This is a genomic window from Mastigocoleus testarum BC008, from assembly GCF_001456025.1.
Classification (GTDB): domain Bacteria; phylum Cyanobacteriota; class Cyanobacteriia; order Cyanobacteriales; family Nostocaceae; genus Mastigocoleus; species Mastigocoleus testarum.
This window is the reverse complement of the sequence record NZ_LMTZ01000087.1, coordinates 63,080-89,626: the sequence shown is the minus strand read 5'-3', so window position 1 is coordinate 89,626 and position 26,547 is coordinate 63,080. Positions and strand designations below refer to the sequence as shown.

Here is a 26,547-nt window from a genome sequence, read left to right as displayed (position 1 = left end):
GAGGGTGTTATTTGTTTCAAGAAAGTTTTAAGTTAACTGTATTGTTTTATAATCATGCGTAGTTATATTCTGTAACAGAAAAACAGTTTAAGAAAATAGATTTTAAGAAGATACGTCTTTTGAAAATTTGATTTTATTTAATAAATTTAGATATAGGATATTCTTAGATAGAGTAAGAATGAGCTTAACTGATTAAGTAAGCAAAAACTTATTCGCTTCCCTATACCTAAAAACAAATTTTATAAATAGGAGATGCTGCGCTAACACTTCAGTTTTTAAGTATACGCTTTGCATGTGCTACCGTCGCTACATACTTTAAGCTTGATGAGCTTCCCGTTTTTTTTGATTACGGTATAGTCTGCAGTATCAACTTAAGGTTACGGTAATTTTTAAATTCTGAAATGAATTAGGACTGGATTTGCTGCAAATTTTGTTGTATACATTTTTAATGGTATACATTTTTACTTTTTACTTTTTACCTATCAGTCGGGACTTTGGTAATTTCTGCAAATCATTAAAGGTCTCGAGGGAGTAAAAACTTGAAACCTTTTATTAACTAATTTCATTGCTTTAAGACCCAACTCTATCCAATACAGTTCAGCTAAGATTTTTTTCGAAACAAATAAAACTGTAGAGACGCGTTAGCAGTAGTAGAAGCGTAACGACTCTAATGGCTGCGCCAATACCACAGGCTCTGGCTATAGGTATTTTGTAACCGCTAGGTCATCATACCCCGTCTCTACCAAGAAAATCATACTTATCTCAACCGTATTGCAATTTTATCAGTGAGTTTCAATTTCTTAAAATCACCAATAATCTGGGAATAATGGCACAATTTTTTGACTGGCTACCAGATAGCCCTATAGTGTCTTTTACTATTCTTCTGCTGGTAACTTTAACCGTACCGCCAATCTTCGAGCGATTTCGACTTCCGGGACTTGTGGGACTTTTGGCTTCTGGGGTAGTCCTCGGACCTGATGGGTTAGGGCTTTTAAATACAGATAGCGAGACGATGAAGCTGCTTTCAGACATCGGTAAAATTTACCTAATGTTTGTTGCTGGGCTAGAAATAGATTTGGAGAACTTTCGTAAAACGAAAGAACGTTCCCTCGGATTTGGTGTTGCGACCTTTATTATTCCTCTAATTTTCGGCGTTATATTAGGTAAAACGTTCAATTTTGGTTGGAATACTTCCATTTTAATTGGTTCTCTCCTTGCTTCCCATACTCTTTTAGCTTTTCCCATTGTTAGTCGTTTGGGAGTGGTGGGAAATGAAGGTGTTACGGTTACCATCGGAGCAACTATTTTTACTGACATCGCCGCGCTTTTAGTTCTAGCAATTTGCGTGTCTGTTCACGGTGGAGAATTTTCTGCTGTTAGTTTGGCGGTTCAATTAGCAACTTTGGTGATTTACTCAGTCATGGTTTTGCTTGGCTTTGACTGGGCTGGAAAACAATATTTCCGACGCACGGGAGACGAACAAAGCAATCAATTTTTATTTGTGCTTTTAGCAGTGTTTTTGGCATCAGTAGGAGCACAAATTATTAATGTAGATAAAATTGTGGGAGCATTCCTTGCTGGTTTAGCCGTTAACGATGTGGTTGGTCGTTCTCCTGTAGAAGAAAAAATAGAATTTCTTGGAAGCGCTTTATTTATTCCATTTTTCTTCGTGGATATGGGACTGATTTTAAACGTCTCCGGCTTCATCTCTAGCTTGAGTTCTGAATTACTGCTAACTCTGGGAATTGTCGGGGCGTTAATCATTTCCAAATTTTTAGCTGCACTAACAGCAAAATTCCTCTACCACTACGATTGGAATGAAATCCTAACAATGTGGTCTTTGTCTCTACCACAAGTAGCTGCAACCTTAGCTGCAGCATTGGTTGGTAAAAACGTAGGATTAATAACTGATTCCGTCTTTAACTCAGTTATTGTCCTAATGCTAGTGACATCAATTCTTGGTCCTGTATTAACAGCAAAATTTGCTCCCAGGTTAAATGTTCCTAGCTCACTTATACAAGCAAATACAGACCAAAATATCTGGCACACAGACACGGAAAATTTGCACTTGGGTTTAGAGTTAGAAGAAGTAGATAACACTTCTAAAAATTGCTTCAATATTGTTGTTCCAGTATGCAATCCCCATACAGAAAAATATTTAATTGAAGTGGGAGCATTATTAGCCCACAATCAGTCAGGAAAAGTCATACCAGTTTCAATTACGAAGGCTCATCTCAACATGGATGAACCAAGTTTAAATACCTCACTCCGCCAAAGCAAACAGTTACTGCGCAAAGCAAGTAAAATTGGTCAAGAATTTCAAGCTGAAGTAAAACCAGTTATCAGGATTGATGATGATGTAGCTCAGGGAATTTGCCGTGTCGCAAGAGAAGAAAATGCAAGCTTAATTGTAATGGGTTGGAGCAAAACAGACAGTTTTCAGGCACGTTTGTTTGGAAATATTATTGATAGTGTATTTTATTCTTCCCATTGTCCGGTTGCTGTGATGCGCCTAAAAAAAGAACCAAATAACATTACTCGCATATTAGTAACAGTTAAAAATATCACTAGTCATTCCCTTCGCATCATCCAATTTGCTCTACTGTTTGCTAACGTCAACCAGGCAGAAATTACATTGTTGCATGTTTGTCTCCGTGGAACTCCCGAAGGACAAGTTGCTTTATTTGAGGCAGAGCTTGCCTCATATCTGCAGAACAATCCATCGAATGTAGAGCCAGTCATTAAAATTATTCGTAATGATGATGTAGTTGGAACAGTTAGCAAGAAAGCTCTTTCGTACGATATGGTTATTCTAAGTTCAATTCGTCGTCGTACTGCTGGTGGATTAACTGTTAGCAATTTAACAACTGAAATACTTAACGAATTAGATTCTTCAGTCGTCTTATTTGGAGAACCAAACCCGGTTTAGAGGATGTTTGTAAAGCTGTATTATTAACCAAAATATCTTATGTTTCTTCTCTTCTCAAGGAGGTTGGGAGAATCGTTAATAAATTTGGGTTATAAACTATACGTTTCAAATACTCTCTTAGATACCCGCCTGAAATTTTGGTACTGTTGCAATTTAATATATTTACGTGCTAGAGATTTATTCTAACTAGTGAAACACTTCTGAGATTCACTTTCATGTCAGAACTACCACCACTAAATACCGAAACGATTTGGGCAATTCTTAACGACCAAATTGATGATGCTACGGTAAATGAACTTGTATGGCATTGTCTTGGCTACCGTTACGATCCTAATTCCCGAAAGTGGGATAGTACAGCAGCCGATCCCCAATGGCGAGAAGAATATCCCGAACCACCAAACTTTATTGCCGAGCGACCCCCAACAGTTAAACTTACTCGTTCCATACCAAAGGAAAACAAACAAATACTTAAGGAAAAACTTGGTTTTAAGGGTTATAAAATTGGCGAATTTGGGCCCCGACAAACAAGGAGAGCAACTGCTGCAAATTGGCTGTTTAGCCATATGAATTTAATGGGTAATCAATAAAACTCAACTTCCACATACAGAAGTATATGTAGATAAAAATAATATAACCAAAAAGAGTTGATCCTGAAGATAACTAAATCCTCAAGTTCAACTCTTTTTGTAATATAGTTAGGCAATAAATCTTTAATATAAGTGATGACCAGAAGTCAAGAAAACAGAAGCTTTCGCTTGTTTTTTCCTTTCCCCTGTCGCTCGCTTATCAATGTACATTATGTTTATTTGAGTGTGTGTAATGCTAATGACAAATTGTATTTAGTTTCTGTGAAGTTATTCGTTTGGGTAACCAGAACCCCACCTATACGGTGATTTTGTACTTTTTATTAGAGAGCTTAGTCCATCTGGCCTAGTTATAGAGTAATTATTTGTTGAATAGAGTAAAAGTAAGATTTATCTTTGTTTTGGAGCTTACGCTGTTTCAGCTAAATTCAGTAAACCTCCATCGAGAATTCGGAACGCCCAATGTCTTTGGCTTAGAATCGAATGGCACGCTTCGCTTGATAAGCTGTTGTGCTTACGCCCCGCTATAGCTAGAGCCTGCGGCGACGGCGGAGCCTCTAGCTGCGCTACCTGTGGAGCCGCTATCTACGGATCTGCTAACGCCGCTAGGCACGGGGTGAAAGGTCTGCCAAAAGCGAGGTGTGGAGAGAGGGGATAGACCGTGATCTGCAAGCAGGCGGCTACGCCTATCACAATGCAGCCATTAATATCCTAAATATTGCTTTGAGTACCACAGGGCATGTGGGAACTTGGATCTCAGATCCGTAAACGCTTCAGGAGATTTAGCCACTACTGTTTTAGGTGCAAACCTGTTTCAGCAAGCCGAGTCTATGAATGAAGAATCCTCATGCCTTTAGGCTGAGGAGTGTCAATCTCATATGTTTTCCCAGGTATCATCTCAGAAGATAAGGGCTGTGATAATATGAGAAACTGCTGCATTAATTATATTGAAACTTAATCGGATTCAGGTTATGGCCTTAACGCAACAGCACAAACAAGAAATAATTTCAGAGTACCAAGTTCATGAAACTGACACTGGTTCGGCTGATGTACAAATCGCAATGCTCACAGAGCGTATTAACCGCCTAAGTCAACATTTGCGAATCAATAAAAAAGACCATTCTTCCCGCAGAGGATTATTAAAGATTATTGGTCAACGCAAACGCCTTTTGTCGTATATTCAGAAACAGGACCGAGAACACTATCAAACTTTGATTCGTCGTCTCGGTATTCGTGGATAGAAACTAAACGCCTATGTCTCCCGAACCAGAACGTAACAACGAATCTTCTAAGAATGATTCATTGCCTTTTGAGCCGAAGAAAAAACGTCAAAATCCGCCTAAGTCAACCAAAAAAGGAGTACCAGCCTCAAAGAAAACTGTTCAGCAGTCACAAAAAAGAACCCTTACCAAAGAAGATACGGAGATTCCTAAGGTTGTTAGCCAGCGAATGATCAGACGCGTCGCTGTATTTTGTGGTGTCCCAACGACTTTGGGAATTAGTACGTTAGTTGCGAGCTATTTACTTCTCATCTATGCCAGTGTTGAGTTACCACCATTAGCTGTATTGCTAGTGAACCTGGGGTTCTTTGGTCTGGGAGTTTTAGGTATTACCTATGGTGTGCTTTCAGCTTCATGGGATGAACATAGAGCAGGAAGTCTGCTGGGTTTTAGCGAGTTCTCCACCAATATTGGTCGTATGGTGCAAGGATGGCGTGAAAGTAGGCAAAATAAAGCGTAATTTTTTACGCTCTGGTGGAAGTAAATGACTTGAGTTTTTCCTCCTACTGAAAAGTGAGGGGCTGTGATGCTCCTAGTTGTTTTTGGTGTAAAGTAAAATACTATACTGTTTGCAAAATGTTGAAGTTTATGTGTAATAACTTCAACATTGGCGATATTGTGGGGCTACGCGTAAATCAAAAGTAAAAATGTGACCTGTGGGCTATGTGTTCCAAAGGGATGCTAAGCCTAAAAATTATTGCTGCGCTTACGTCAGAAGGTGCGAGCTAACATGTAATAACTATAGCTAGAGCCTTTATGGCGTCAGCAGATCCGTAAGGCGACGTTAGTCAGAGCCTTCGGCGTCGGCATAGCCTCCAGCTGCAGCAACTAAAGAACGGATCCGGTATACTGTTGCTAAGCACTAACAAAAGTCAGAAATTAGTAAGTTCTTGTTTTTTAATTCTTCGAAATTCCTGTCAGTTGTTGGAGATTTATAGATTGGAACGGAGATAAATTGGTATTGGTACAGCCTTAATTAATAGCTTCACTATGTATTGAGGTCTAAAATTTCTGTAAGGACTTCCAAAAATAATTTATATGACTATTGATTGCTAGTAGGGGCGCACCGACGTGCGCCCTAAAGAATGGTATATTTCTTTAATTGGAAGTCCCTCAAGCACTCATAAGATACAGGGCAGCTAAAAATGATCGTAGTAATGAAGATTGGTTCTCCAGAAGCAGAAATTAAACGTATTAACGATGAACTTACTAACTGGGGACTAACACCAGAAAAAATTGTTGGTAAGCATAAAGTTGTTATCGGCTTGGTGGGAGAAACCGCTAGCTTAGATCCCTTGCAAATTCAAGAAGTGAGTCCTTGGATTGAGCAAGTTTTGCGAGTAGAGAAACCCTACAAACGAGCAAGTCGCCAATTCCGTCACGGAGAAGCTTCTGAAGTTAAAGTTAATACTCCTGCTGGAACTGTAGTATTTGGCGAACATCATCCCCTAGTGGTCATTGCAGGACCGTGCTCGGTAGAAAATGAGGAAATGATTATTGAGACAGCACAGCGCGTAAAAGCAAGTGGAGCGAAATTTTTACGCGGTGGAGCATATAAACCCCGAACCTCTCCATATTCTTTCCAAGGTCATGGTGAAAGTGCTTTAGAATTATTGGCAAAGGCGAGGGAAGCGACCGGACTTGGGATTATTACAGAAGTGATGGACGCTGCTGATTTAGAAATAATCGCAGAATTTGCTGATATTATCCAAGTTGGGGCAAGAAATATGCAGAATTTCTCCCTGCTGAAAAAAGTTGGTGCACAGGGTAAACCGGTATTCTTGAAACGGGGAATGGCAGCAACTATCGAAGATTGGTTGATGGCTGCTGAATATATTCTAGCTGCGGGTAACTCCAATGTAATTTTGTGTGAACGAGGCATTAGGACTTTTGACCGTCAGTATACCCGTAATACCTTAGATTTGTCTGCAATTCCTGTTTTACGCGATTTGACCCATTTACCGATCGCAATCGACCCCAGTCACGGTACTGGTTGGTCGAATTACGTACCTTCAATGTCAATGGCTGCGATCGCTGCAGGGTGTGACTCTTTAATGATTGAAGTTCACCCCAATCCGAAGAAAGCTTTGTCAGATGGGCCTCAATCCCTGACACCCCAAGGCTTCGAGCAATTAATGCAAGAATTAGCAGTCATAGGTAAAGCTGTTGGACGTTGGGAAAAACCTACTGCTGTTGTCTAAGATGCTTTTAAGTAATGGGTAACAAGTTGAGTTACTCATTACTCATTACTCATTACTTATTACTTATTACTTATTAACTTGTTACTCATTACTCAAATATTCATCGTCTTCTACCTCTACCGCTACCAAAGGAACGCCGAGCACGAGAACGAGAACCACTACCAAAGCTTCCGGAACCGCGTCTAACATTGCTTCTCCTCCCAGATTGTCTCAAATTGCTACCACCGAAACCAGAACCTGTTGCGCGGGTACCAGTATTATTACGATTTCGATTACCTGCCGTTGAGCGACTGGGAGAACGTCTAAGATTACCGGTAGAACGTAAAACTGTGCGATTTCTCACCGATGCAGGGGGAGCGTTATAACGTTGACGATAATTATCAACTGCAACATCATAACTTCTGCCAGAGCCACCATAACCGGTTAAAACACCACCCGGTTGATAAACTGGTGGCACATAATATTGGGGTCTAAACAAAAGACTACCTATTGCTTGACCTGCGATCGCACCAGCAAAGGGTGCCCAAAAGCTATTTTCACGCCGGACTATAACCGTTTGTTGTTCGCCTGTCCGGGGATTTTCCCTTGTTTCAGTAACATTATGGACAAATTCCAACTTAAAATCCGGTGTCAAATATAGAGCCGGCTGACCGTTTTCAACTTTTAGGTAGGTGCTTTTACCTTCTTTGACTTCTTCATCAGTCAACCGTGCCATTTGTAATCTATCGGTTGTATAAGTTGGAGGATTGCTGTTGAGTAAGAATAAGGTGTAACTGCCATCAGCGTCATTGTAAGAACCTTGCTGTACTGGATACTGACCATCACTAATTTTAGTGGTGTTATTAGTTCTAGTTTGAGTAACATTTCGTGTTGAACTTGAACTATTTTCTACACCTCCACCACAGGCAACGGTTGTTAAACACAAACTTAAGGATAATAAAACGGCTGTAAGTTTACGTAAGATTTTCATGAGAATTTCAAATTGTGCTATATCAAATCTTAACAATTGCGAGAACAGGACGATAGGCAAGTGATATTGAAGGGGTTCAAAAGGGCATAGGTCGGTCGTTGGGAACTATTTAATGCGAAAAGCAACTCCAGGAAGGGTTTTACAAGTTTATTTTTGCCCTTGGAAAAACCTGCCTGCCCAAATCTGAGTAATTTTTATGAAACCCCAGTATTTTTTCTATCACTCACTTTCCACCCTATACTGCTTTTCCCCTGAGAAGGGGAAATACTGGAAGTGGCTTAGTAATGATTTTGTCTTAAAAGCTTAAGTAGTTGGATAGAATTAATTCACGATGCCATTGCGTTAGCGTCAGCGTGCGTGCAGCGCATATGAAGTAAAGCGGAATGACACATATGTCCGTAAACATTTTTGTCCACCTACTTGTCTATCAAGGTTTTCAAACGTAAATTGACACCAACACATGTCAGTATGTCCCTACGATTTATAAATTATGGTATAAGTATGAGCCACTACTTGGATTAATAGGGAATACTAAATCTGGAAGGATTAAGGATAAATGTTTATGGTTAAGATTTCCGGATATCACGTTATAGAAGAACTCTACAATGGTTCCCGGACCATGGTATATCGTGCTGTCCGAGAAGATGACCAAAAACCTGTTGTCATAAAACTCTTGAAGAATCCTTATCCAAATTTCAAGGAATTACTACATTTCCGCAATCAGTATACCATTGCCAAAAGTTTAGATATTCTCTCTATTGTTCGTCCTTACAGTTTAGAGTTTTGCGACAATAGTTATGCTTTAGTAATGGAAGATTTTGGTGGAATATCGCTGCATCAGTATATGCATAACGGTAAATTCAAATCTGTTGTAGATATATTATCAGCTACGTTGCAAGTTGCCGAGATTCTCCACAGTCTACATCAAAATCGTGTAATCCATAAAGATATTAAACCTGCAAATATTTTAATTAATCCCCAAACCAAAGAAATCAAATTAATTGACTTTAGTATTGCCTCATTACTACCTTTAGAAACTCAGGAAATCAAAAACCCCAATGTTCTAGAAGGAACATTGGCATATTTATCGCCGGAACAAACTGGAAGAATGAACCGAGGGATTGACTATCGCACAGATTTCTATTCTCTTGGCGTAACTTTGTTCGAACTGTTGGTGGGAGAACTGCCATTTCCAACAACCGATCCTATGGAACTGCTGCATTGTCACATTGCTCATCCGGTAATATTTCCTGATCCGAGCCAGGAAATAATCCCGGCGATGGTAAGGGCTATAGTCCTGAAGTTAATGTCCAAAAATGCTGAAGACCGCTATCAAAATGCTTTGGGACTCAAGTACGATTTAGAGTTCTGCGTGCAGCAATGGAGAGCAATAGGAGAAATTACCGCCTTTGAGTTAGGCGAACGGGATGCCTGCGATCGCTTCATCGTTTCGGAAAAACTCTATGGACGAAAAGCTGAAGTCCAAACCTTACTCGATGCTTTCGAGCGGGTTGCTGCAGGTAAAACCGAAATGATGTTAGTGGCGGGCCTCTCTGGAATTGGCAAAACCGCCGTCGTGAACGAAGTCCATAAACCTATCACCCGTCAACAAGGCTACTTTATCCAAGGCAAGTTCGATCAATTTAACCGCAATGTTCCTTTTTCTGCCTTCGTGCAAGCCTTCCGTAGCTTGATGGGACAATTGCTTGGTGAACCCGATTCTGCCTTAAAAATCTGGAAAGAAAAAATTCTCCAAGCAGTGGGCGAAAGTGGACAGGTCATCCTTGAGGTAATTCCAGAACTGGAACATATCATTGGCAAGCAACCGGCTGTACCAAAACTATTGGATGGCGCGGCACAAACCCGTTTTAACTTACTATTTGGGAAATTTGTGCGCGTTTTCACTACCAAAGAACACCCCTTAGTTATCTTTTTGGATGACTTGCAATGGGCGGATTCGGCATCACTCAATTTGCTGAAGCTATTGATGGACGATTCAGATTCAGGTTATTTACTGGTGTTGGGTGCTTATCGAGATAACGAGGTATTTCCGGCGCATCCGCTGATGCTGGTACTTAATGAAATTGGCAAACAAGGTACACAACTCAATACATTGACTTTGGCGACTTTGGATTGCTCTGACATTACCTGTTTGGTGGCAGATACACTGCGTTGCTCGGCTGAAGTCGCTGTACCACTATCACAGTTGGTATACCAAAAAACTCATGGTAATCCATTTTTTGCAACGCAGTTTTTACAGGGATTGTACACGGAGGATGCCATTTTCTTCAATAGTGAGGTGGGCTATTGGGAATGTGATTTAGCCATGATCAGGCAGTTGGCAATAACAGATGATGTCGTAGAATTTATGGTAGGGCGGTTGCAAAAGCTACCAGAAGCCACGCAAGAAATTTTGAAACTAGCAGCGTGCATTGGTAACCGTTTCAATTTGGAAACGTTGGCGGCGATCTGCGAGGTCCGGCAAGATGAGGTAGCAGCAGATTTATGGATGGTTTTGCGGCAGGGGCTTGTAATTCCGGAGAGTGAAACCTATAAGTTTTTCCAGGCAGAGCAAAGTGAGGAAAAGCGTGCTGATGATATTTCAGTGGGGTACCGCTTTTTGCATGATCGCGTTCAACAGGCTTCTTATTCTTTAATTCCAGAAGACCAAAAACAGAGAACTCATTTAAGAATTGGACAATTGCTACTAAGTAGCACAAGAACACAAGAGCTAGAAACTCAAATATTTAATATTGCCAATCAATTAAATATAGGGATTGAGTTAATCAACAATAAAAGCGAACGAGTTGAACTCGCCAGCCTGAATTTAAGAGCTGCTCAAAAAGCTAAAAAATCAATTGCTTACTCCGCAGCAGTTAAATACCTAAATGTTGGTATAAAACTTCTAGAATGTGAAGATTGGGATAATGAATATGAATTGAAATTTAACTTGCATAAAGAATGCTCAGAAGCTGAATATTTACAGGGAGATATAGAAAAATCAGAAATCCTGGCTCATAAGACTCTTGTAAAAGCAAAGTCAGCAATAGAAAAAGTAGAGATTTATAATCTTCTTATTATCCAACATACTGTAACTGCTAAATATCAAGATGCAATAAATGAAGGAAAAATAGCTTTAGATTTATTAGGAATTCAATGGAATGAAAACAATCTATCGCAAGAACTTGATGATGAATTAAAATCTACAAGAAACAGGTTAGGGAATCGAGATATTGCGTCTTTAATCGACCTTCCAGAAATAAAAGTCCCCGAAAAAAGAAGTGCGATCGCGGTACTTCATAATCTCCTCCCAGCAACCTTCAGCGTTAACCAAGAACTCTGGAGTGTTTTAGTGGTCAAGATGGTGAACTTGTCGTTGCAATATGGACATACCTCAGAATGTTGTTTTGGTTACTCATTCTATGGTGTTCTTGTCATCTCAATTTTCGGAGACTATGAATCGGGCTATGAGTTTGGCATCTTGTCTTTGAAACTCAGTCAAAAATTTAATGATCCAGCACAGCAATCGAAGGCTTGCAATATTCTTGCAGCATTTCTGCTGTACTGGAAAAAACATATTAGTAATTGTGAGAGTATTAATAATCAAGGGTATGCAGCAGGCTTAGAGTCTGGGCAGCTTCAATTTACTGGCTACATTGCATACAATCGGATTTTAAGTATTTTCCATTCGGGAAAAAACCTGAGTGAGGTATTAAAAGATTTTCCTGTTTACCTACCTATCTTAGACCAGATTCAGCATTATTATGCCTATGACATCACGATTGGAATTCAGTTGGCTATATCAAACTTGATAACGCTAAACCAGGAAACTTTAACTGGTCGATTTCAAGGAGTAGATGAAATAAAGTATCTGGAAACTTGCCACAGTCGTAAAAGTTTTCCGGCAATTTGTATTTATCAGATCCTTAAAGCTCAGACTTTGTATCTTTTTGATCAGCCCAAAGATGCACTAAAATATCTTGTTTTTGCCAAAGAAACTCTTGGTTTTATTGCTGGTCACTTCACAGTTATAGAGCATAATTATTACCATTCCTTATCACTATTAGTGTGTTACAAAGACACTTTTACTGAAGACAAATCAAGAATTTTAGAGCAGGTTCTAGAAAATCAAGAACAATTAAAAGTTTGGGCAAAAATTTCTCAAGAGAACTTTCAGCATAAGTTTGATTTAGTTGAAGCAGAAATATCTCGAAATAGTCAAGACAAATTAGCCGCGATGGAACTGTACGACTCAGCCATCACCAGAGCTAAAAAAAATAAATTTATTCAAGACGAAGCCCTAGCCAATGAACTCGCTGCTAAGTTTTATCTTGAATGGGGGAAAGAGAAAGTAGCTGCAGGCTACATGCAAGAAGCATACTACTGCTACGCTCGTTGGGGAGCCACAGCTAAAACTAATCGCCTAGAAGCAAATTATCCTCAATTGCTATACCCCATTTTGCAACATGCCAACCAAGGCTTCGATCCTTTGCTAACACTAACCTCAATCTTTTCCTCAAATTCAGTCATCAGCACAACTTCCAAAAAAAACCAGAGTTCCGATCAAAACGCCAATACAGCTTTAGACTTTGTTACTATCCTCAAAGCATCCCAAGCTATTTCTAGCACTATCAATATTGAGGAACTGCTGAGGAAAATTACCCAGATTGTTCTACAAAATTCAGGTGGCGATTTTTGTGCCATAATCCTGTGCGAACCTGATGGCGAAGTGCGGGTTCGGGCTATCGCAACATTGGATGTAACCGATCTATCTATATTCCCCCTCAAAGATGCTAAAAACTTACCTGTACAACTCATTCAGTATGTCAAGCACACTGGTGAAACAGTTGTCATCAATAGCCCTAGCAGTAATTTACCCATTGTTGATCGCTACTTTTTCGAACAGCGCTTTGCCAGTGTACTATGCTTGCCCCTGCTAGATCGTACTCAGCTACGGGGTATCCTATACCTGGGTAATCGCAATACTACTGGTGTTTTTCACGCTGAACGGCAGGCTACACTCCATTTACTTGGGACTCAGGCAGCAATAGCACTAGAAAACGCACAACTCTACCAACAAGCTCAAGATTATGCCCAACAGCTTGAAGAATCGCAACTGCAACTGGTACAAAGCGAAAAAATGTCAGCGTTAGGTAATTTGGTAGCAGGTGTCGCCCATGAAATCAACAATCCCCTCGGCTTCGTTAGTGGCAATATTGTTGAAGTTCGCAACTTCATCCATGACATTACTAAATGTTTGCAATGCTACCGTAAATCCTTCCCCGAACCCGGTGAGGACATTGAAAATTTGCTTGAAGATTTAGACATTGATTTTTTGCTCGAAGACTTGCAGAAAATGCTTAACTCAATGAAGTTTGGCTGCGATCGCATTCGCGGTATCAGTAACAGTCTGCGGATATTTTCGCGTGCCGATACGGAATCAAAATTCAAGGCAAATGTTCATCAAGGGATCGATAGCACGCTGTTGATTTTGAAATATCGCTTGAAAGCAAAAAACTTCCGACCGGAAATTGAGGTGATTCGCGATTATGGGGAATTACCAGAAATTGAATGTTTTCCTGGTCAACTAAATCAGGTATTTATGAATCTGCTAGCAAATGCGATCGATATGTTCGATGAAATCGCTCAGGAGCAATCTTTTGAAGAACTCCAAGCCAATCCGCAGCGAATTACAATCCAAACTCAACTCATTGATTCTCACAGTGTGGAAATTTGCATCAGTGATAATGGAAAAGGTATGTCTGAAGAGGTATGCTCGAAAATTTTTGATCGGCAGTTTACCACGAAAGCAGTTGGCAAAGGAACAGGCTTAGGATTGGCGATTGCTTATCAAGTTGCAGTAGAAAAACATAGTGGTAGCCTAGAAGTGCAGTCCAAAATTGGTCAGGGAACTAAGTTTTTTATAAGTTTGCCGCTAGTGACTCCCATGTAATAATTTGATTTTAGTGGTTAATTAGCGCATTAAGGAACTTGCAAAAAATAATTTATACTATTATTGATTTCCGATAGGGATGCATGTAGGTGCGACCTGAATAATAGTATATTTTTTAATTGAAAGTTCCTAATTAATTGATGCGCGGAATATGTCAATTTATCCTTATTACAAAGGAATAAGTTCGGGATAATACTGTATTACAAAGGAATAAGTTCGGGATAATACTGTAAAAGTTGGTCGTTGGTAAGCTCGTCACCCAAACGTGCAGGTGAAAAATGTACTTGAATAGCCCGATATTTTTCTTTGTAATTTAAATTTATTAAACCCTTGAGACCATATTTAAGCGCTTCGATATTAGAAAGGTCTGTTTCTAAATCCGGTTCCTCTCCCTCGTATGCTACTGTAATCATCACAACCACATTGCGCGTAGCTGGAAGGGATAGGGGTTCTTCTGCATCAACATCGGAACTAAAATCAGGTTCACTTAAATAACGTTCGGCTGAATCGGTAAATAATTCATTTACATAATCACCAGCTTCACCTTCATTCCAAAAGAACTCACCTTCGTTACTAGCAGAAAGCCAGTATTCGTCATACTGTAGTAGAGTTTGACAAATTTCTACCAACACTTCCCCTAAAACTGTAATTTCCCCATCAGCATTAATGGCTGTACGGGCATTACTATTTAATACACCTAAGATTGGTGCAACATCTGAGCCAGATAAATGTAACATCAGACGGGAGACTACGTAGCGAGTCTTCCCCATCATTTTATTAAAAGCGTCCCTCACTTTCTTTCCTCCTGGATTAAGTTATTGATTAATATGTGGCCAGATTAATTAAAACATAATGGTTTCTTTTATTAATTATGACGAATTTATTTATTCTCAAATTCCTGTAAATAAAGAGGTAGTACAAGCTAAGGGGGTACTACAGGCTTTGGTACGTCTCTAAACTTCAAATGCAATGTTAGACAACAATTTCATAAAATCCATTAATAAAATCAATAATCATACTCTGAGAAAGGGTTGTCATTTTTGGTATGTTATTTGAGCCATCTTTGTAGGGATAGGTATTCGCTTCAGAGTTATTAACGATTTTTGTTCCAAAATTGGGATTTTCGTATATCATCAGTGTCTGAGCACTAGAATTAGTCATAATAATTTGTGTAGATGCCTGGAAAAACTTCCTCTTCCCTGAATGTTGTAAGGAATTTTTCATTTTTTTCAAAGAATTAACATTACGAACAACTTGTTCTATGAGTGTGTTTAATTTTTGAACAATATTAGGATTAGAAAAACAGAAATAAGCAACATCTTCACTGGTAATTGCATCTACAGCCATGCAAATACTTTTTTGGGTATATTCAGCATCTTTAAAAGGGATAATTGCTATATAAGCAGCAGCCAACAAAAATTCATCGCTATTAATTTTAAAAGTAATAATTGTACGGCGACTTCCAACTTCTATGCTTGGGGGTTCCTCTAAATGTTTTTCTGTACCATCGGTGAAGCGGTGAAAATAACGAGAAATTTGATAATAAGCACCAGAAAGCACGAGATGAGCTTCATAATCTAATGCTCTATCAACAATAATCTTGACTGTAGGGGAAGTCTTATTAAAAAAGCATTTCGATTCTTCAGGATTAAATTTGTGGATGACAGAGCGATCGCCATTGGGACTGAGATCTACCCACTCGCAAATAATGTCATTTGTTTTTAAGCCAAATCTAGAAGTTCCATAAAGTTGAGAACCTGTTAATGTTGCTCCGGTGAGATCCGCACCCACCCATTCAGTTTTAATTAACTTTGAATTTGTTAAATCGGCTTGAACCAGACTTGCATTTGTTAGATTACTATTACTTAAATCTGCTCCAACTAACTTAGCCCCACTGAGTTTAGCACCGCTCAAATCAGCCCAACGAAGATTTGCACCGCTCAAGTCAGCCCAACGAAGATTTGCACCACTTAAGTTTGCTCCGCTAAGATTACTACGACTGAGGTTTGCCTGCTTTAACTGTGCATCTCGAAAATTACTTCCACTCATATTAGAGCGAGCCAAATCGGAGTTATTTAAATTAGCTTGTTCTAAATTAGCTCCTGTCAATGAAGCATCTTTTAAAGTAACCTGATGTAAGTTTGCACGATTAAAATTAACTTGTCGCAGTGTTGCTTCTCGCAAATCTGAACCACTCAAATTTGCTTCCCACAAATTAGCATTGCTAAGATTTGCCCGAATTAACTCAGCCCGAATTAAGGTTGCTTTTTGTAATTGAGCGCTGCTTAAATCTGCCCTAATCAAATTAGCAACATTGAGGCTCGCATTGTTTAGGTTGGCATTACTTAAGTAAGCACCCCGCAATCTTGCCACATTCAATTTGGTATAACTTAAATTGCTAGATATTAAATTTGCACCACTGAAGTTAATTAGACTCAAGTTACTATGACTTAGATTGATGTCAGTTAACTTGACGCCACTTAAATTAGCTTCTGATAAGTCAAGAGCACTAAAATCTCTTGCTCCCAAAGCATATTTTTTTAGTAATTCTTCTACAGTCATTAAGACTACCTCTAGGATGCCAACCCAAAAAATTAACTCGAATTGCTAGTTGTGAGTGAAACAAATAAAGAACCTCTACTTCACATTCCTTATTAGGAATAAATCTTTGTTAGTGGAATTGTGAGTCAGTTTATTTCTCTAACAAAAAAGAAAAACAGGGAACTGGGGAATTTTAGAATCAGCTAATAGTGTAAATGAGTAGTTTGAAAAATGCCCTGGGGAAATCCAATACTCTAAGTATTTATAACTAGCAAAGAATGTGAATCAGTAAAGTAAGAGCAAAATATTGAGAATAAAAATGTCAAAATCAATGAATATAGGTATTTTAGGATTGGGATTGATCGGTGGATCTTTGGGTTTTGATTTGCGAGACCAGGGACATCATGTAATTGGAGTTAGTCGCCAGGAATCTACTTGCGAGCAAGCAGTTACTCTTGGAAACGTAGATGAAGCATCAACTGACATGAGTCACCTAAAATCTGCAGAGGTGATATTTATTTGTACACCCCTAGGACTTATTGTTCCCATACTCAAGCAGTTAATTACTCATCTACCTTCAACGACAATTATCACCGATGTTGGTTCAGTTAAAACACCTGTAGTTAAAACTGCAACATCTCTATGGAATAACTTTGTCGGCGGACATCCGATGGCGGGGACTGCAGAAAGTGGAATTACAGCAGCTAAGCGAAAATTATTTAAGGATAATCCCTACGTATTCACACCAGTAGATACAACCGTAAATGATGCCCTTAAAACTGTAGAAAATCTTGCATCTCAATTAGGAGCTAATATTCATCACTGTAGTCCGGAAGTACATGATAAAGCTGTCAGTTGGATTTCACATTTACCAGTTATGGTAAGCGCCTCATTATTACATGCTTGTATGAATGAAAATAATAATGCAGTAGTAGAATTAGCTCAAAAACTAGCTAGTTCGGGATTTCGCGATACCAGTCGAGTGGGTGGTGGAAATCCAGAATTAGGGGTCATGATGGCAAAGTACAATCGTCAAGAATTACTGACTTCGCTCAAAGAATATCGTTATAACTTGGGTTATTTGATTGACTTAATTGAAGGAGAAGATTGGGAAAGTTTACAACAACAATTACAACTAGCTCAAAAAGTAAGACCTGCGTTTACCGAATAGATTGTATTGAAAATATATAGTTAAATTTATCGTGCCTGAATAAAAACATATCTATATTTTCAACATAGTATATGTAGATTGCAACGACTGAAAACAAAATAACCAGGCTCTGCTCTACCAGCTTTACCAGCGAAGAAATTTACAAAAATTATACACCCACTCGGATAGTAAAAACCGAGGATATATCAAAACTGTGGTGTGATCGCGTTCAAAATGGTATATCCAGTATTCAAGAAAAAATACTCGGAACAATACAAGTTATCAAATAAAGTATGGCATTAAATAATCAGTAGAAGCTAAATAGATTTATTAGTTTTCTACTCCAATTAATTATTTCACACATTTAAATATCCTTACTTTTAGCTGCATAAGTAATGAAACCTGTCGTAGAAGGTTACACCACAGAGTTAGCCTCGAGAAAATACTGTTTGCAGTATTGATGGCTAACAATCAAAAACATCTCAGTACCGTAATAGTATTTTAATTTCAGGAAATTATGTATAGGAAAAAAATATTATTTCTATCTGCAGATCCAAACCCAGAAACAAAACTAAAAATTGGTCAAGAAATAAGAGAAATCGAGGAAGGATTACGTAAAGCAGAAAGACGCGATAATTTTGTTATCGATAAATATTTTGCGGTTCGACCAAAAGATCTTGGGCTTGCGATTTTGGAAAAAAGACCACATATTATTCATTTTTCAGGACATGGTTGTGCAGAAAAAGGATTACTCCTAGAGGATGACACAGGAGAACCTACTTTTGTTACAGCAGAAGCCTTATCTCTACTTTTTGAGTTATTTTCTGATATCGAATGTGTCATCCTGAATGCTTGTTATTCACAAACACAAGCAGACGCAATCACTCAACATGTCGATTATGTTATCGGTATGAGTGATGAGATTGAAGATAAAGCTGCAATAGCGTTTTCTATTGGTTTTTACAGTGCTTTAGGAGCAGGTGAATCCATTGATTTTTCATATAAGTATGGACGCACTTTGATCTCAATTGCTGGATTAAATGGCAATCTAGTTCCAGTTCTCAAGATGAAGCAAGAGAGTACAACCGCTCTAAATCCTGATTTTAATAAGTTAAGAAACCTCCTACGAGCAGGATTATGGAAAGAGGCTGATTTAGAAACTAGAGATTTAATCCTTAAAATTTCAGGAGTTAGTTTGAATGACAATATAACATCAAAAATGTTAGCTTCGATACCTTATGAAACTTTCCACTATATAGACAAATTATGGGTGGAATTAAGTAATGGAAATTTTGGTTTTAGTCCACAAATAGATATTTATAAAAGTCTGGGTAGAAATCAATTAGAGTGGGCTAAAGCTGTTGGTTGGCGACATGTATATAGTGGATTCTTTGGTTCTATAGATAAAGCTATAGACGATCTTAATAAAGTATTATTAGATCAACGTGCAATCTTTGGTTGGGTACCTTATGATTCACTTCAATTTACCCTGAAAGCTCCCAAAGGTCATCTTCCATCTTTGGGACAGCATGGTTATGGCAGTGATGGTAAATTACTATTACTTTCATGTATTGAGAATAAATTAGCACAATGCCATGCATCTCATTCCGTCTAAGGTTTTATCTCCATAAATCCTGGGGGTAGAGTAATTAAATAGTACTTGTACAGAATAATTTTCAAACTATATTTTGACGACTCCTTCAAAGCAAATACTTCTATTTTAATCAATGTGGAGTCGAATATTAACTCATCAAATATGTCAAGAGATAAAAGAGTTTAAACATTTTGTCTTATCTACAACACAATATCTAGCGGTTAAAAATGATGATTAACAGGACTTAGATATTTTTTTTCGCTCAAAAAAGCTTCAACTATTTATATGTCAATAGTATTACACCGAATTTTTATTGATATATATGGGTTATAAATAGCGCCACGTCGGGCTAAGAACGATTTTTATGCTTTGACCTATCTTCCTTTTTATGAATGGATTTGAGGCTTTTTACTCCTTGTTTTTTGTCTAATTCCCGTTAAGCAAGATTTATCAACAAAATATCTAATATCTCTCAATATTTAATAATTTTTAATAACTACAATAAAAAGATATACTGATGAGTAAGACTGTAAATAATATGGGGAATACATTTCCTACCTCTAGTCTGCGAGCCTGAATAATCTCCATACAAGAGATGGGAACAATTAAGGGCCATAAAATAGTAGTAATTACCAGCATTAGAAACGATAAAAATCTATCTACTGGGTTATAGGTAGGGTTTCGGCGTGAAAACCTCAGCCAATTTAGTAAAAAGTAGAAAGTTATCGAAAAATAACTGATACTGAAAAACAACGCTATTTTATTCACTGTATTTACTTCCCTCAGATATTTTCAATGAAGGTAATGCGGTCCCAATTAATACTTAGTTATACTAGCTAATATTTTTCCGCCCAAATAACTGCTACTAAGACAAATACTTGAAAATGTTATAACTCGATCTAATTGGTGAACAGAAAGCTTTTGTAGAGATGTATTTTTCAATAGTCCTGTTATTAAAAGCCTAAATCATAGGAAAACCCTCTGACTATAAAGATAAGGTTTTTCAAGTTACAAAATATTAATTCTCATAAATAATTGAGAATGCTATATGTTTCTAGCTTAGATACTAATAGAAACCTAGAGATGAATAAATCAGTAATTACACTTGATTGTCATGAAAACATTCAAAATTTCAATTATAATTATGAGTTAAAATTTTTACTAGCTATGTATACGTACTTTATGTAATAAAAATAAATATCACACTTTTTTGAAGTAACTCTAAATAAAAAAGTGGGCAGATATTATTGGTAATAAAAATATTTCCCTACTAATTTCCCAAAAGAAGTTTCTCTGGAAAAACTCACCACACATCTGAGAAAATTTACCACTGAAACTCTTGCTAGATAATGCTTTTTGTATTGCTAACTATTTAATAAGACCTCTTGCAAAAATAATTTATGGCATACCTATGAGCATTGGGATAGTTTTTTAGCTCGAAAAAATCAACTATATTCAAATATTTTTCTTTGTATAGATGCGTAACTGCTTATCCTTGGATAAATATGCAGTTTATTATTCTAAGTAATTACCCTGTATCTATCAAAATCAAATCATACACAATTTGCATAGAATTTAACTTACTTTGTGCACGTTTGAAAATCTTCCATTACATCCACAACACAATTATGCAAGAGGTCTATATTCGATCACCTTTTTGCTTTTGCAGGTACCAACACAGGTAAAGCTTTGGGAATCACGCGAAAAGTAGCAGGCGTATAAATAGTTATTTCACCATCAGTGTTTATTGGGCAAGGTTTTCCCGTATCCACTCTAATTTGTCGAGTTTGCAGGCTTCTAATCTGCGGACAATCAACAAAATTTCCACTCCGTATTACTGGTAGAAGAGAAAAGATTTCCCACCAGTGTTCTATCTCTAATAAATAAAAATCTAACTGTTGGTCATCAATTCTAGCATTGTCAACTGCTGCTTTGCTACCGCCATAATACTGACCATTTCCCACAACTATTTGAACGGTTTGTATTACGGGTTTGTTGGGGGAAATTTTGACCGATAAAGGGCGAGACTTCAAAATGGCTTGGATGACTGCACCAAAATAACTGAATATTCCCAACGGAAGTTTAGCATTTTTAGTTAACTTTTGAGTGATATCTACACTCAAACCCAAGCTTGCAAAATTAAAGAAGTGTTTACCATTTACACATCCCAAGTCAATATGTCTAATATCACCTTCAATGATTATTTTACACGCTTGATTTAAATTTCTAGGGATACCTAAAGTTTTTGCTAAATCATTACTATTCCCAAGAGGTAATACACCCAAAGGTAATTTAGTTTCGATTAAAGCATCTACACCTGCATTCAGAGTCCCATCCCCACCAGCAATAATAACTAAATCTACTTCATCTTCATGTGTTTGAATTAATTCAGAAATATCTTGAGGTTGTTCTGGATATTCTGCAATTACTTCTAAACCAGAACGCTGTAAATAGCCTATTGCTTCTGATAAACGCTTGCGACTTTGGCGGGGTGTACTGATAGCTAATAATAATGCTCGCTGACGTTTAGATTTACCCATAATTATTTATCAATATTATTTACCATATGATTTTGAGTACAAAATTATCAGGATTTATGAAGAAATTTATCTATGTTGTTAGAATTGGTATTTTGCATTACAAGTGCACGTCTAAAAGCCTGCTTTCTCTTCTGTTTGTGCCTCAAATGGGAGTTCATATCATTAGTGAAATTGTATTTTCAATGTAATTTTATACTATATTTTTCGTTTATTTTTGGAAATTTCTGAAGATATAAACGCTAGTAATTATTAGCACAAAAAAAACTAGGTATAGAATCCTATTTTATTGGAACGTATCATTCACTCTCATAATTTATTGTACAAAAATATAGTATAAAAATTATCTCTTACTTGCAGAGTAAATAATCGGCTATTTTATACTTAGACTCGAATAAATATAATTTTTCACTCAATACTTTTATTTCACAACTTAAAATTGAGTATTCCTTTTTTGATAAACCCGTATGACAAATTTTCAAGGACCGTAAATTTTGTAATGTTTATACAAAATAAGATGAAAATTTCAATAAAAACCATAAAAGCAAGAAATAAGGGTATGAGTTATTTATAACAAGTAGCAAATCTTTCACAATCTCTTAATACCTCTCTTTCACTTTCAAAACCTTGGAAAATATAATGCTATATAATAAATTACCTATTGATATCTGTTTTTAATTAATTTGTAAAGGGATGTTCAAAGCAAATTGAGTGTATACATGTAAAATAAAGCTGTATTTATGACGTCATACTTAAAAAATTAAAACTATTGAATCTTCACTTAGTACTTACTTCAAAAATAAAAGAAACACATTTAGCATCTGTGTTTCTTCATCCAAGTAAATTATTAATTATAACTATTATTTTTAATGCTTGTTGTTAATAATAAAACCAACTAATTTGTTGCTAATAGTTGGTAATAAGTCTTAGAAATATCACTAACTAAATCGTCAATTTTAGCAATAAATTCATGTTCTAAATAAGGCTTAGTCAGATATGCTGTCGCACCTAAATTTTGTGCTAGTTGGCGGTGTTTATCTCCACTACGAGATGAAAGAATAACAACAGGTATTTTAGTCATTTCTGGGCTTTGTCTAATATTACTTAACAATTCAAACCCATTCATACGTGGCATCTCTAAATCAGAAACAACCAACTGGATCTTTGGATTTTTTTGTAACTTTTCTAAAGCTTCTATTCCATTTTGTGCTTGGATTACCTGATATCCATATTTCTGTAAAGTTAGTGAAAGAGTTTGACGGAGACTAATCGCATCATCAACTATCAAAACTACACGAGAACTTATCTGATTATGGTTAATACTATTTTTAGAAGAATTAAGTAAAACCGTGGTTTTATTATTGTCACCTCCCATACTAAAAGCACGATGCCTATTTACTGATGGTAAGGAAGTAGCATCTAAAGTTGCTAACATTTCACCATGTTCTGGTAACAAAGTTCCATCAATAACTAAAATTAAGTTTCCACTAGCTAAACTGCTACAACCGTAAATATATTTTGGGGGTGTAATCGTACTTCCTAAAGGTCGAATAACTAATTCTTGTTCGCCAATAATTTGGTCTACTTCTAGACCCAACATCTGTTTTTCTCTGCGCAGTAATAGCACGGGACTTTTCATATTTGTTGCATACTCATTTAAAACTTTATGTTCAGCAGTGTCAGCATTAAAAAGTGTGCAATTGTAACCCATAAAATCTGAAAGCTTGCGCAAGCTAATCATCTGCTCATCATTGTCTGTTTTCCAGTAAAGTGCTTTTTTACCTTCAAATTCTTTAATTTGTTCGGTAGTGGGAATTAATATCTTTTCAATACAATCTAAAAGCAGTGCATATAAATTATTACCTGCTTGAACGATCATTAATTTATCAGTGGTCATAGAAAAAGGAATTTTGAGTGTAAATTTTGTTCCTTGATAAGGTATGGAACTAACTGTAACCGAACCATTTAAAGAGTGTAGCTGAGAACGTACAATGTCTAATCCAATACCTCTACCTGATATCTCACTAACTTTACCAGCAGTAGAAAAACCGGGTGCAAATAAACAATCTACAATTTCTTCTTCTGTGGGAGCAGAACTATAAGCGCCAAATTCTGCTTCTGGCGATAAAATTCCAAATTCCACTGCTTTATTACGAATTTTATTTAAGTTTAAACCCTGTCCATCATCTTTAACTTCAATGATTGTTTGACTTCCCTGGTGGTAAGCACAAATTTCAATTGAACCGATTTCTGCTTTTCCACTTTGACGACGAACTTCTGAAGCTTCTATCCCATGGTCAAAAGCATTACGTACTATATGTAATAGAGGGTCATATAATTTTTCTGCGATCGCTTTATCCACCAGGACGCGAGTACCAACCAATTTCAGTTTTACTTGTTTGTCCGATAGTTTTTCTAGGTTTTGTACCATTTGGGGGAAACGATTGAGGATATTACCCAGAGGTACCATTCTTGCTTCTACTAAGTTGTCTATAATACTTAAAGTTAAGCGTTGTTTTTTTTCGTGAATGTGGGTTGATTGACTAAGTAGTAAGTCTAAAGATTCTGTTGTTTCTTGTAGTTGTAGTGTTTCTTCTAAAGCAGAGTTGAGTTTGAGATAATACTCTGTATATTTATCCATTTCCAGAGAGTCGAAGTCGACAGAAGCAAAATTTTGCATCTGTTGTGACGTTACCTGTCTGTAGAGCGGTAATTCGCGTAGCTGCTCCAAGGTTAACTGGTGTCGTTGATTCTGCTCGACTAATTGCTCAATTATCTGCTTGAGTTGTGTATCTTGTAAGGTTCGCTGTTTTTGGTGAATTAGCAGTTCTCCCGCGAGGTAATTGAGTCTTTGTAATCCTTCTACATCTACACGTATAAATGATTGGGAACGAGAATTTTTTGCTCGCGGAGATTCTTTAGAAGATTTATTTTTTATTTCGACTTTTTTCTTTTTTGTTTCCAATACAGATTCAACAACTGCTTCTTGAGTTTCTGCTACTGTTTGTGAAATAATTTTTACAGATTCAGAATTACTTGGCATTATTTCTTTGTCATAATCCTTTAAATCCTCGGCAGATATAATTAATTCTGGCTCCCCGATCTTGACTGGATCGTTTTCTGTAGATGTTAAATCTTCTCCCCATATTGCTTCGACAATATTATCTTCAAGTTTTGGGAACTCTGGTTGAAGAGTAACTTCTTTAATTTTGAGTAATTTTTGGACTTGAGGACTTGTCAACCAATTTTTTTCTTGTTCGGTAACAGGAGGTAAATTCTTATATTCTCGGGCTAGCTGAGAAATTTTGCTTTGTATATCTTTAATAACTGGAAGATAAAAATCAGATTCTTCTTGGTAAAATTTAAATCTGATTGCTGTTAATAATACTGTTAAAATTACCCCGTAGCGATAGACTTTAAGACTATCACTTTCATTCCCTTCAGCTTGTAAAAAGATAATGAATCGATCCAACCATTTTTCTAAACCTTCTACAGAACTTTCAGGATTATGGTTGGGAATAAGTAAAGATAAGCTCAGATCTTGAGAACTAATATCTAATTCGTGGTTGAACCAACCTAAAATACAGCGAATAACTTTTAAATAAAATTTAGCTTTTTTTGGTTTTAATTGTTTTTGATTAATATCTATTTTTTGAGTTAAAAATTTATATAATTCTTCAATTTCTTCTCTTAATGACGAGGAAGAAAATGAGATTTTAGGAGTAGGTAAATATGTATTTTCTTCCGATGGTATCGACAATTCTAAATCAGTAGCTAGATTAGGGATATCTGGGGTTGTTGGTTGTTCGTCAATTAATGCTTCTTGAGTAAATGAAATTAAAGCTGGTGATGCTTCTCCCCCACGGGTGCGATCGCCATCTAAGATTGCTGCTTTGGCTTTTTGTAAATTGCTGAGAACAACTTCCCCGATTTTTAATGCTTTATCAGGATTGGTTTCCAGTGCAGTAATAGTTGTTTGAGCAATTTCTCCAAAACCAGGTAAATTCAAAGATTCTGATAAACCATGAAACACCTCAGCCTCGGAACATAAAAACTCTGCAAATTCAGCTGGTGACGATGGATTTTTCAGATGTTCAGTAATGCTTTCAATGCGTTGGGTCACACCAGTTTCAAAAATTGACAGAACAATATCGAATCCCAACTCTTCAGAAGTGGGAATGTGAGTCTCTGCTCCAAAAGCATCACCGAGTTTTTCTTGTAAACGTGCAAATATTGTCGCAGCACGTCCTAGCAGTTCATCGTGGTCTATCGGTCTTCCGGTAATTTCTGCGTTTAAAGCTAATTGTAAACACTCAAACGACTGAAACAGTAAATTATAAAGTTCATTATCAATATCTACTTCTGGATTGTAGAGAGCTTTAAATACGTCTTCGAGAGAATGAGATATTTTATTAATTGCTTCTAAACCAACATTTGCTGCTCCTCCTTTTAAGGTATGAGTAGCCCGCATTAATTTATGTACTTTTGCTTTACTGCGGTCTTCGATGAGATCGGAAAGTTCTTCCTCTATGGTTTGTAGTAGTTCTGGGGCTTCGCTAAGAAAGTAAATATAGCCTTGCTCGCGGATAGAAGAGTCTGTAGTCATAACCAGAAGTTAGGGGGTTAGGATTAATGAATGAGTAATGAGTAATGAGTAATAAGTAATCAGTAATAAGTAATAAGTAATCAGTAATAAGTAATAAGTAATAAGTAATCAGTAATAAGTAATAATTAATAAGTAATAAGTAATCAGTAATCAGTAATAAGTAATGGGTAATGAATAATGAATAATAAAGACGTAGCATGCT

The 26,547-nt window shown here is 37.0% G+C and carries 13 protein-coding genes; 8 read left to right on the top strand and 5 right to left on the bottom strand.

Annotation, left to right across the window (positions count from 1 at the left end; all coding sequences use genetic code 11):
- The first annotated feature begins 826 nt into the window (after positions 1 to 826).
- From BC008_RS15845 to aroF, 5 genes are all read left to right on the top strand, one after another.
- Entirely contained in the window at positions 827 to 2,929 is a 2,103-nt protein-coding gene (locus BC008_RS15845; RefSeq protein ID WP_027840432.1) for a cation:proton antiporter, read from the top strand.
- A gap of 215 nt (positions 2,930 to 3,144) precedes the next feature.
- Positions 3,145 to 3,516, top strand: a complete 372-nt coding sequence (locus tag BC008_RS15840) for a DUF1823 family protein (protein ID WP_027840433.1) — start codon at positions 3,145 to 3,147, stop codon at positions 3,514 to 3,516.
- A 968-nt stretch (positions 3,517 to 4,484) separates the two neighbouring features.
- Positions 4,485 to 4,754, top strand: a complete 270-nt coding sequence (gene rpsO, locus BC008_RS15835; protein ID WP_027840434.1) for a 30S ribosomal protein S15 — start codon at positions 4,485 to 4,487, stop codon at positions 4,752 to 4,754.
- A gap of 13 nt (positions 4,755 to 4,767) precedes the next feature.
- Positions 4,768 to 5,253 carry a PAM68 family protein gene (locus BC008_RS15830; RefSeq protein ID WP_027840435.1) on the top strand — a complete coding sequence of 162 codons (486 nt, stop codon included), beginning with the start codon at positions 4,768 to 4,770 and terminating at the stop codon, positions 5,251 to 5,253.
- A gap of 685 nt (positions 5,254 to 5,938) precedes the next feature.
- Entirely contained in the window at positions 5,939 to 6,994 is a 1,056-nt protein-coding gene (gene aroF, locus BC008_RS15825; protein WP_027840436.1) for a 3-deoxy-7-phosphoheptulonate synthase, read from the top strand.
- A 100-nt stretch (positions 6,995 to 7,094) separates the two neighbouring features.
- Here the strand turns inward: aroF and BC008_RS15820 are convergent, their stop codons facing one another.
- On the bottom strand, positions 7,095 to 7,970 hold the full coding sequence (locus tag BC008_RS15820) for a hypothetical protein (RefSeq protein ID WP_058183671.1): 876 nt from the start codon (positions 7,968 to 7,970) through the stop codon (positions 7,095 to 7,097).
- A gap of 556 nt (positions 7,971 to 8,526) precedes the next feature.
- On the opposite strand from BC008_RS15820, the gene BC008_RS15815 reads away from it, so the two are divergent.
- The gene (locus BC008_RS15815) at positions 8,527 to 13,917 is read left to right on the top strand and encodes a trifunctional serine/threonine-protein kinase/ATP-binding protein/sensor histidine kinase (RefSeq protein ID WP_235595872.1); all 5,391 of its coding nucleotides are present in this window, start codon (positions 8,527 to 8,529) and stop codon (positions 13,915 to 13,917) included.
- A 200-nt stretch (positions 13,918 to 14,117) separates the two neighbouring features.
- Here the strand turns inward: BC008_RS15815 and BC008_RS15810 are convergent, their stop codons facing one another.
- Positions 14,118 to 14,711 carry a DUF1517 domain-containing protein gene (locus BC008_RS15810; RefSeq protein ID WP_027840438.1) on the bottom strand — a complete coding sequence of 198 codons (594 nt, stop codon included), beginning with the start codon at positions 14,709 to 14,711 and terminating at the stop codon, positions 14,118 to 14,120.
- Between the two features lie 178 nt (positions 14,712 to 14,889).
- Positions 14,890 to 16,479 (bottom strand): pentapeptide repeat-containing protein, encoded by a 1,590-nt coding sequence (locus BC008_RS15805; protein ID WP_027840439.1) that lies wholly within the window; start codon positions 16,477 to 16,479, stop codon positions 14,890 to 14,892.
- A 310-nt stretch (positions 16,480 to 16,789) separates the two neighbouring features.
- Between BC008_RS15805 and BC008_RS15800 the strand changes: the two genes are divergently transcribed.
- Together BC008_RS15800 and BC008_RS15795 are read left to right on the top strand one after the other, a co-directional pair.
- On the top strand, positions 16,790 to 17,629 hold the full coding sequence (locus BC008_RS15800; protein ID WP_027840440.1) for a prephenate/arogenate dehydrogenase: 840 nt from the start codon (positions 16,790 to 16,792) through the stop codon (positions 17,627 to 17,629).
- A gap of 496 nt (positions 17,630 to 18,125) precedes the next feature.
- Positions 18,126 to 19,223, top strand: coding sequence for a GUN4 domain-containing protein (locus tag BC008_RS15795; RefSeq protein ID WP_058183657.1), 1,098 nt, complete (start codon positions 18,126 to 18,128; stop codon positions 19,221 to 19,223).
- Between the two features lie 1,628 nt (positions 19,224 to 20,851).
- Here BC008_RS15795 and BC008_RS15790 read toward each other — a convergent pair.
- The gene (locus BC008_RS15790) at positions 20,852 to 21,742 is read right to left on the bottom strand and encodes a lipid kinase (RefSeq protein WP_036263919.1); all 891 of its coding nucleotides are present in this window, start codon (positions 21,740 to 21,742) and stop codon (positions 20,852 to 20,854) included.
- A gap of 892 nt (positions 21,743 to 22,634) precedes the next feature.
- The gene (locus BC008_RS15785; protein WP_027840442.1) at positions 22,635 to 26,345 is read right to left on the bottom strand and encodes a hybrid sensor histidine kinase/response regulator; all 3,711 of its coding nucleotides are present in this window, start codon (positions 26,343 to 26,345) and stop codon (positions 22,635 to 22,637) included.
- Positions 26,346 to 26,547 lie beyond the last annotated feature (202 nt).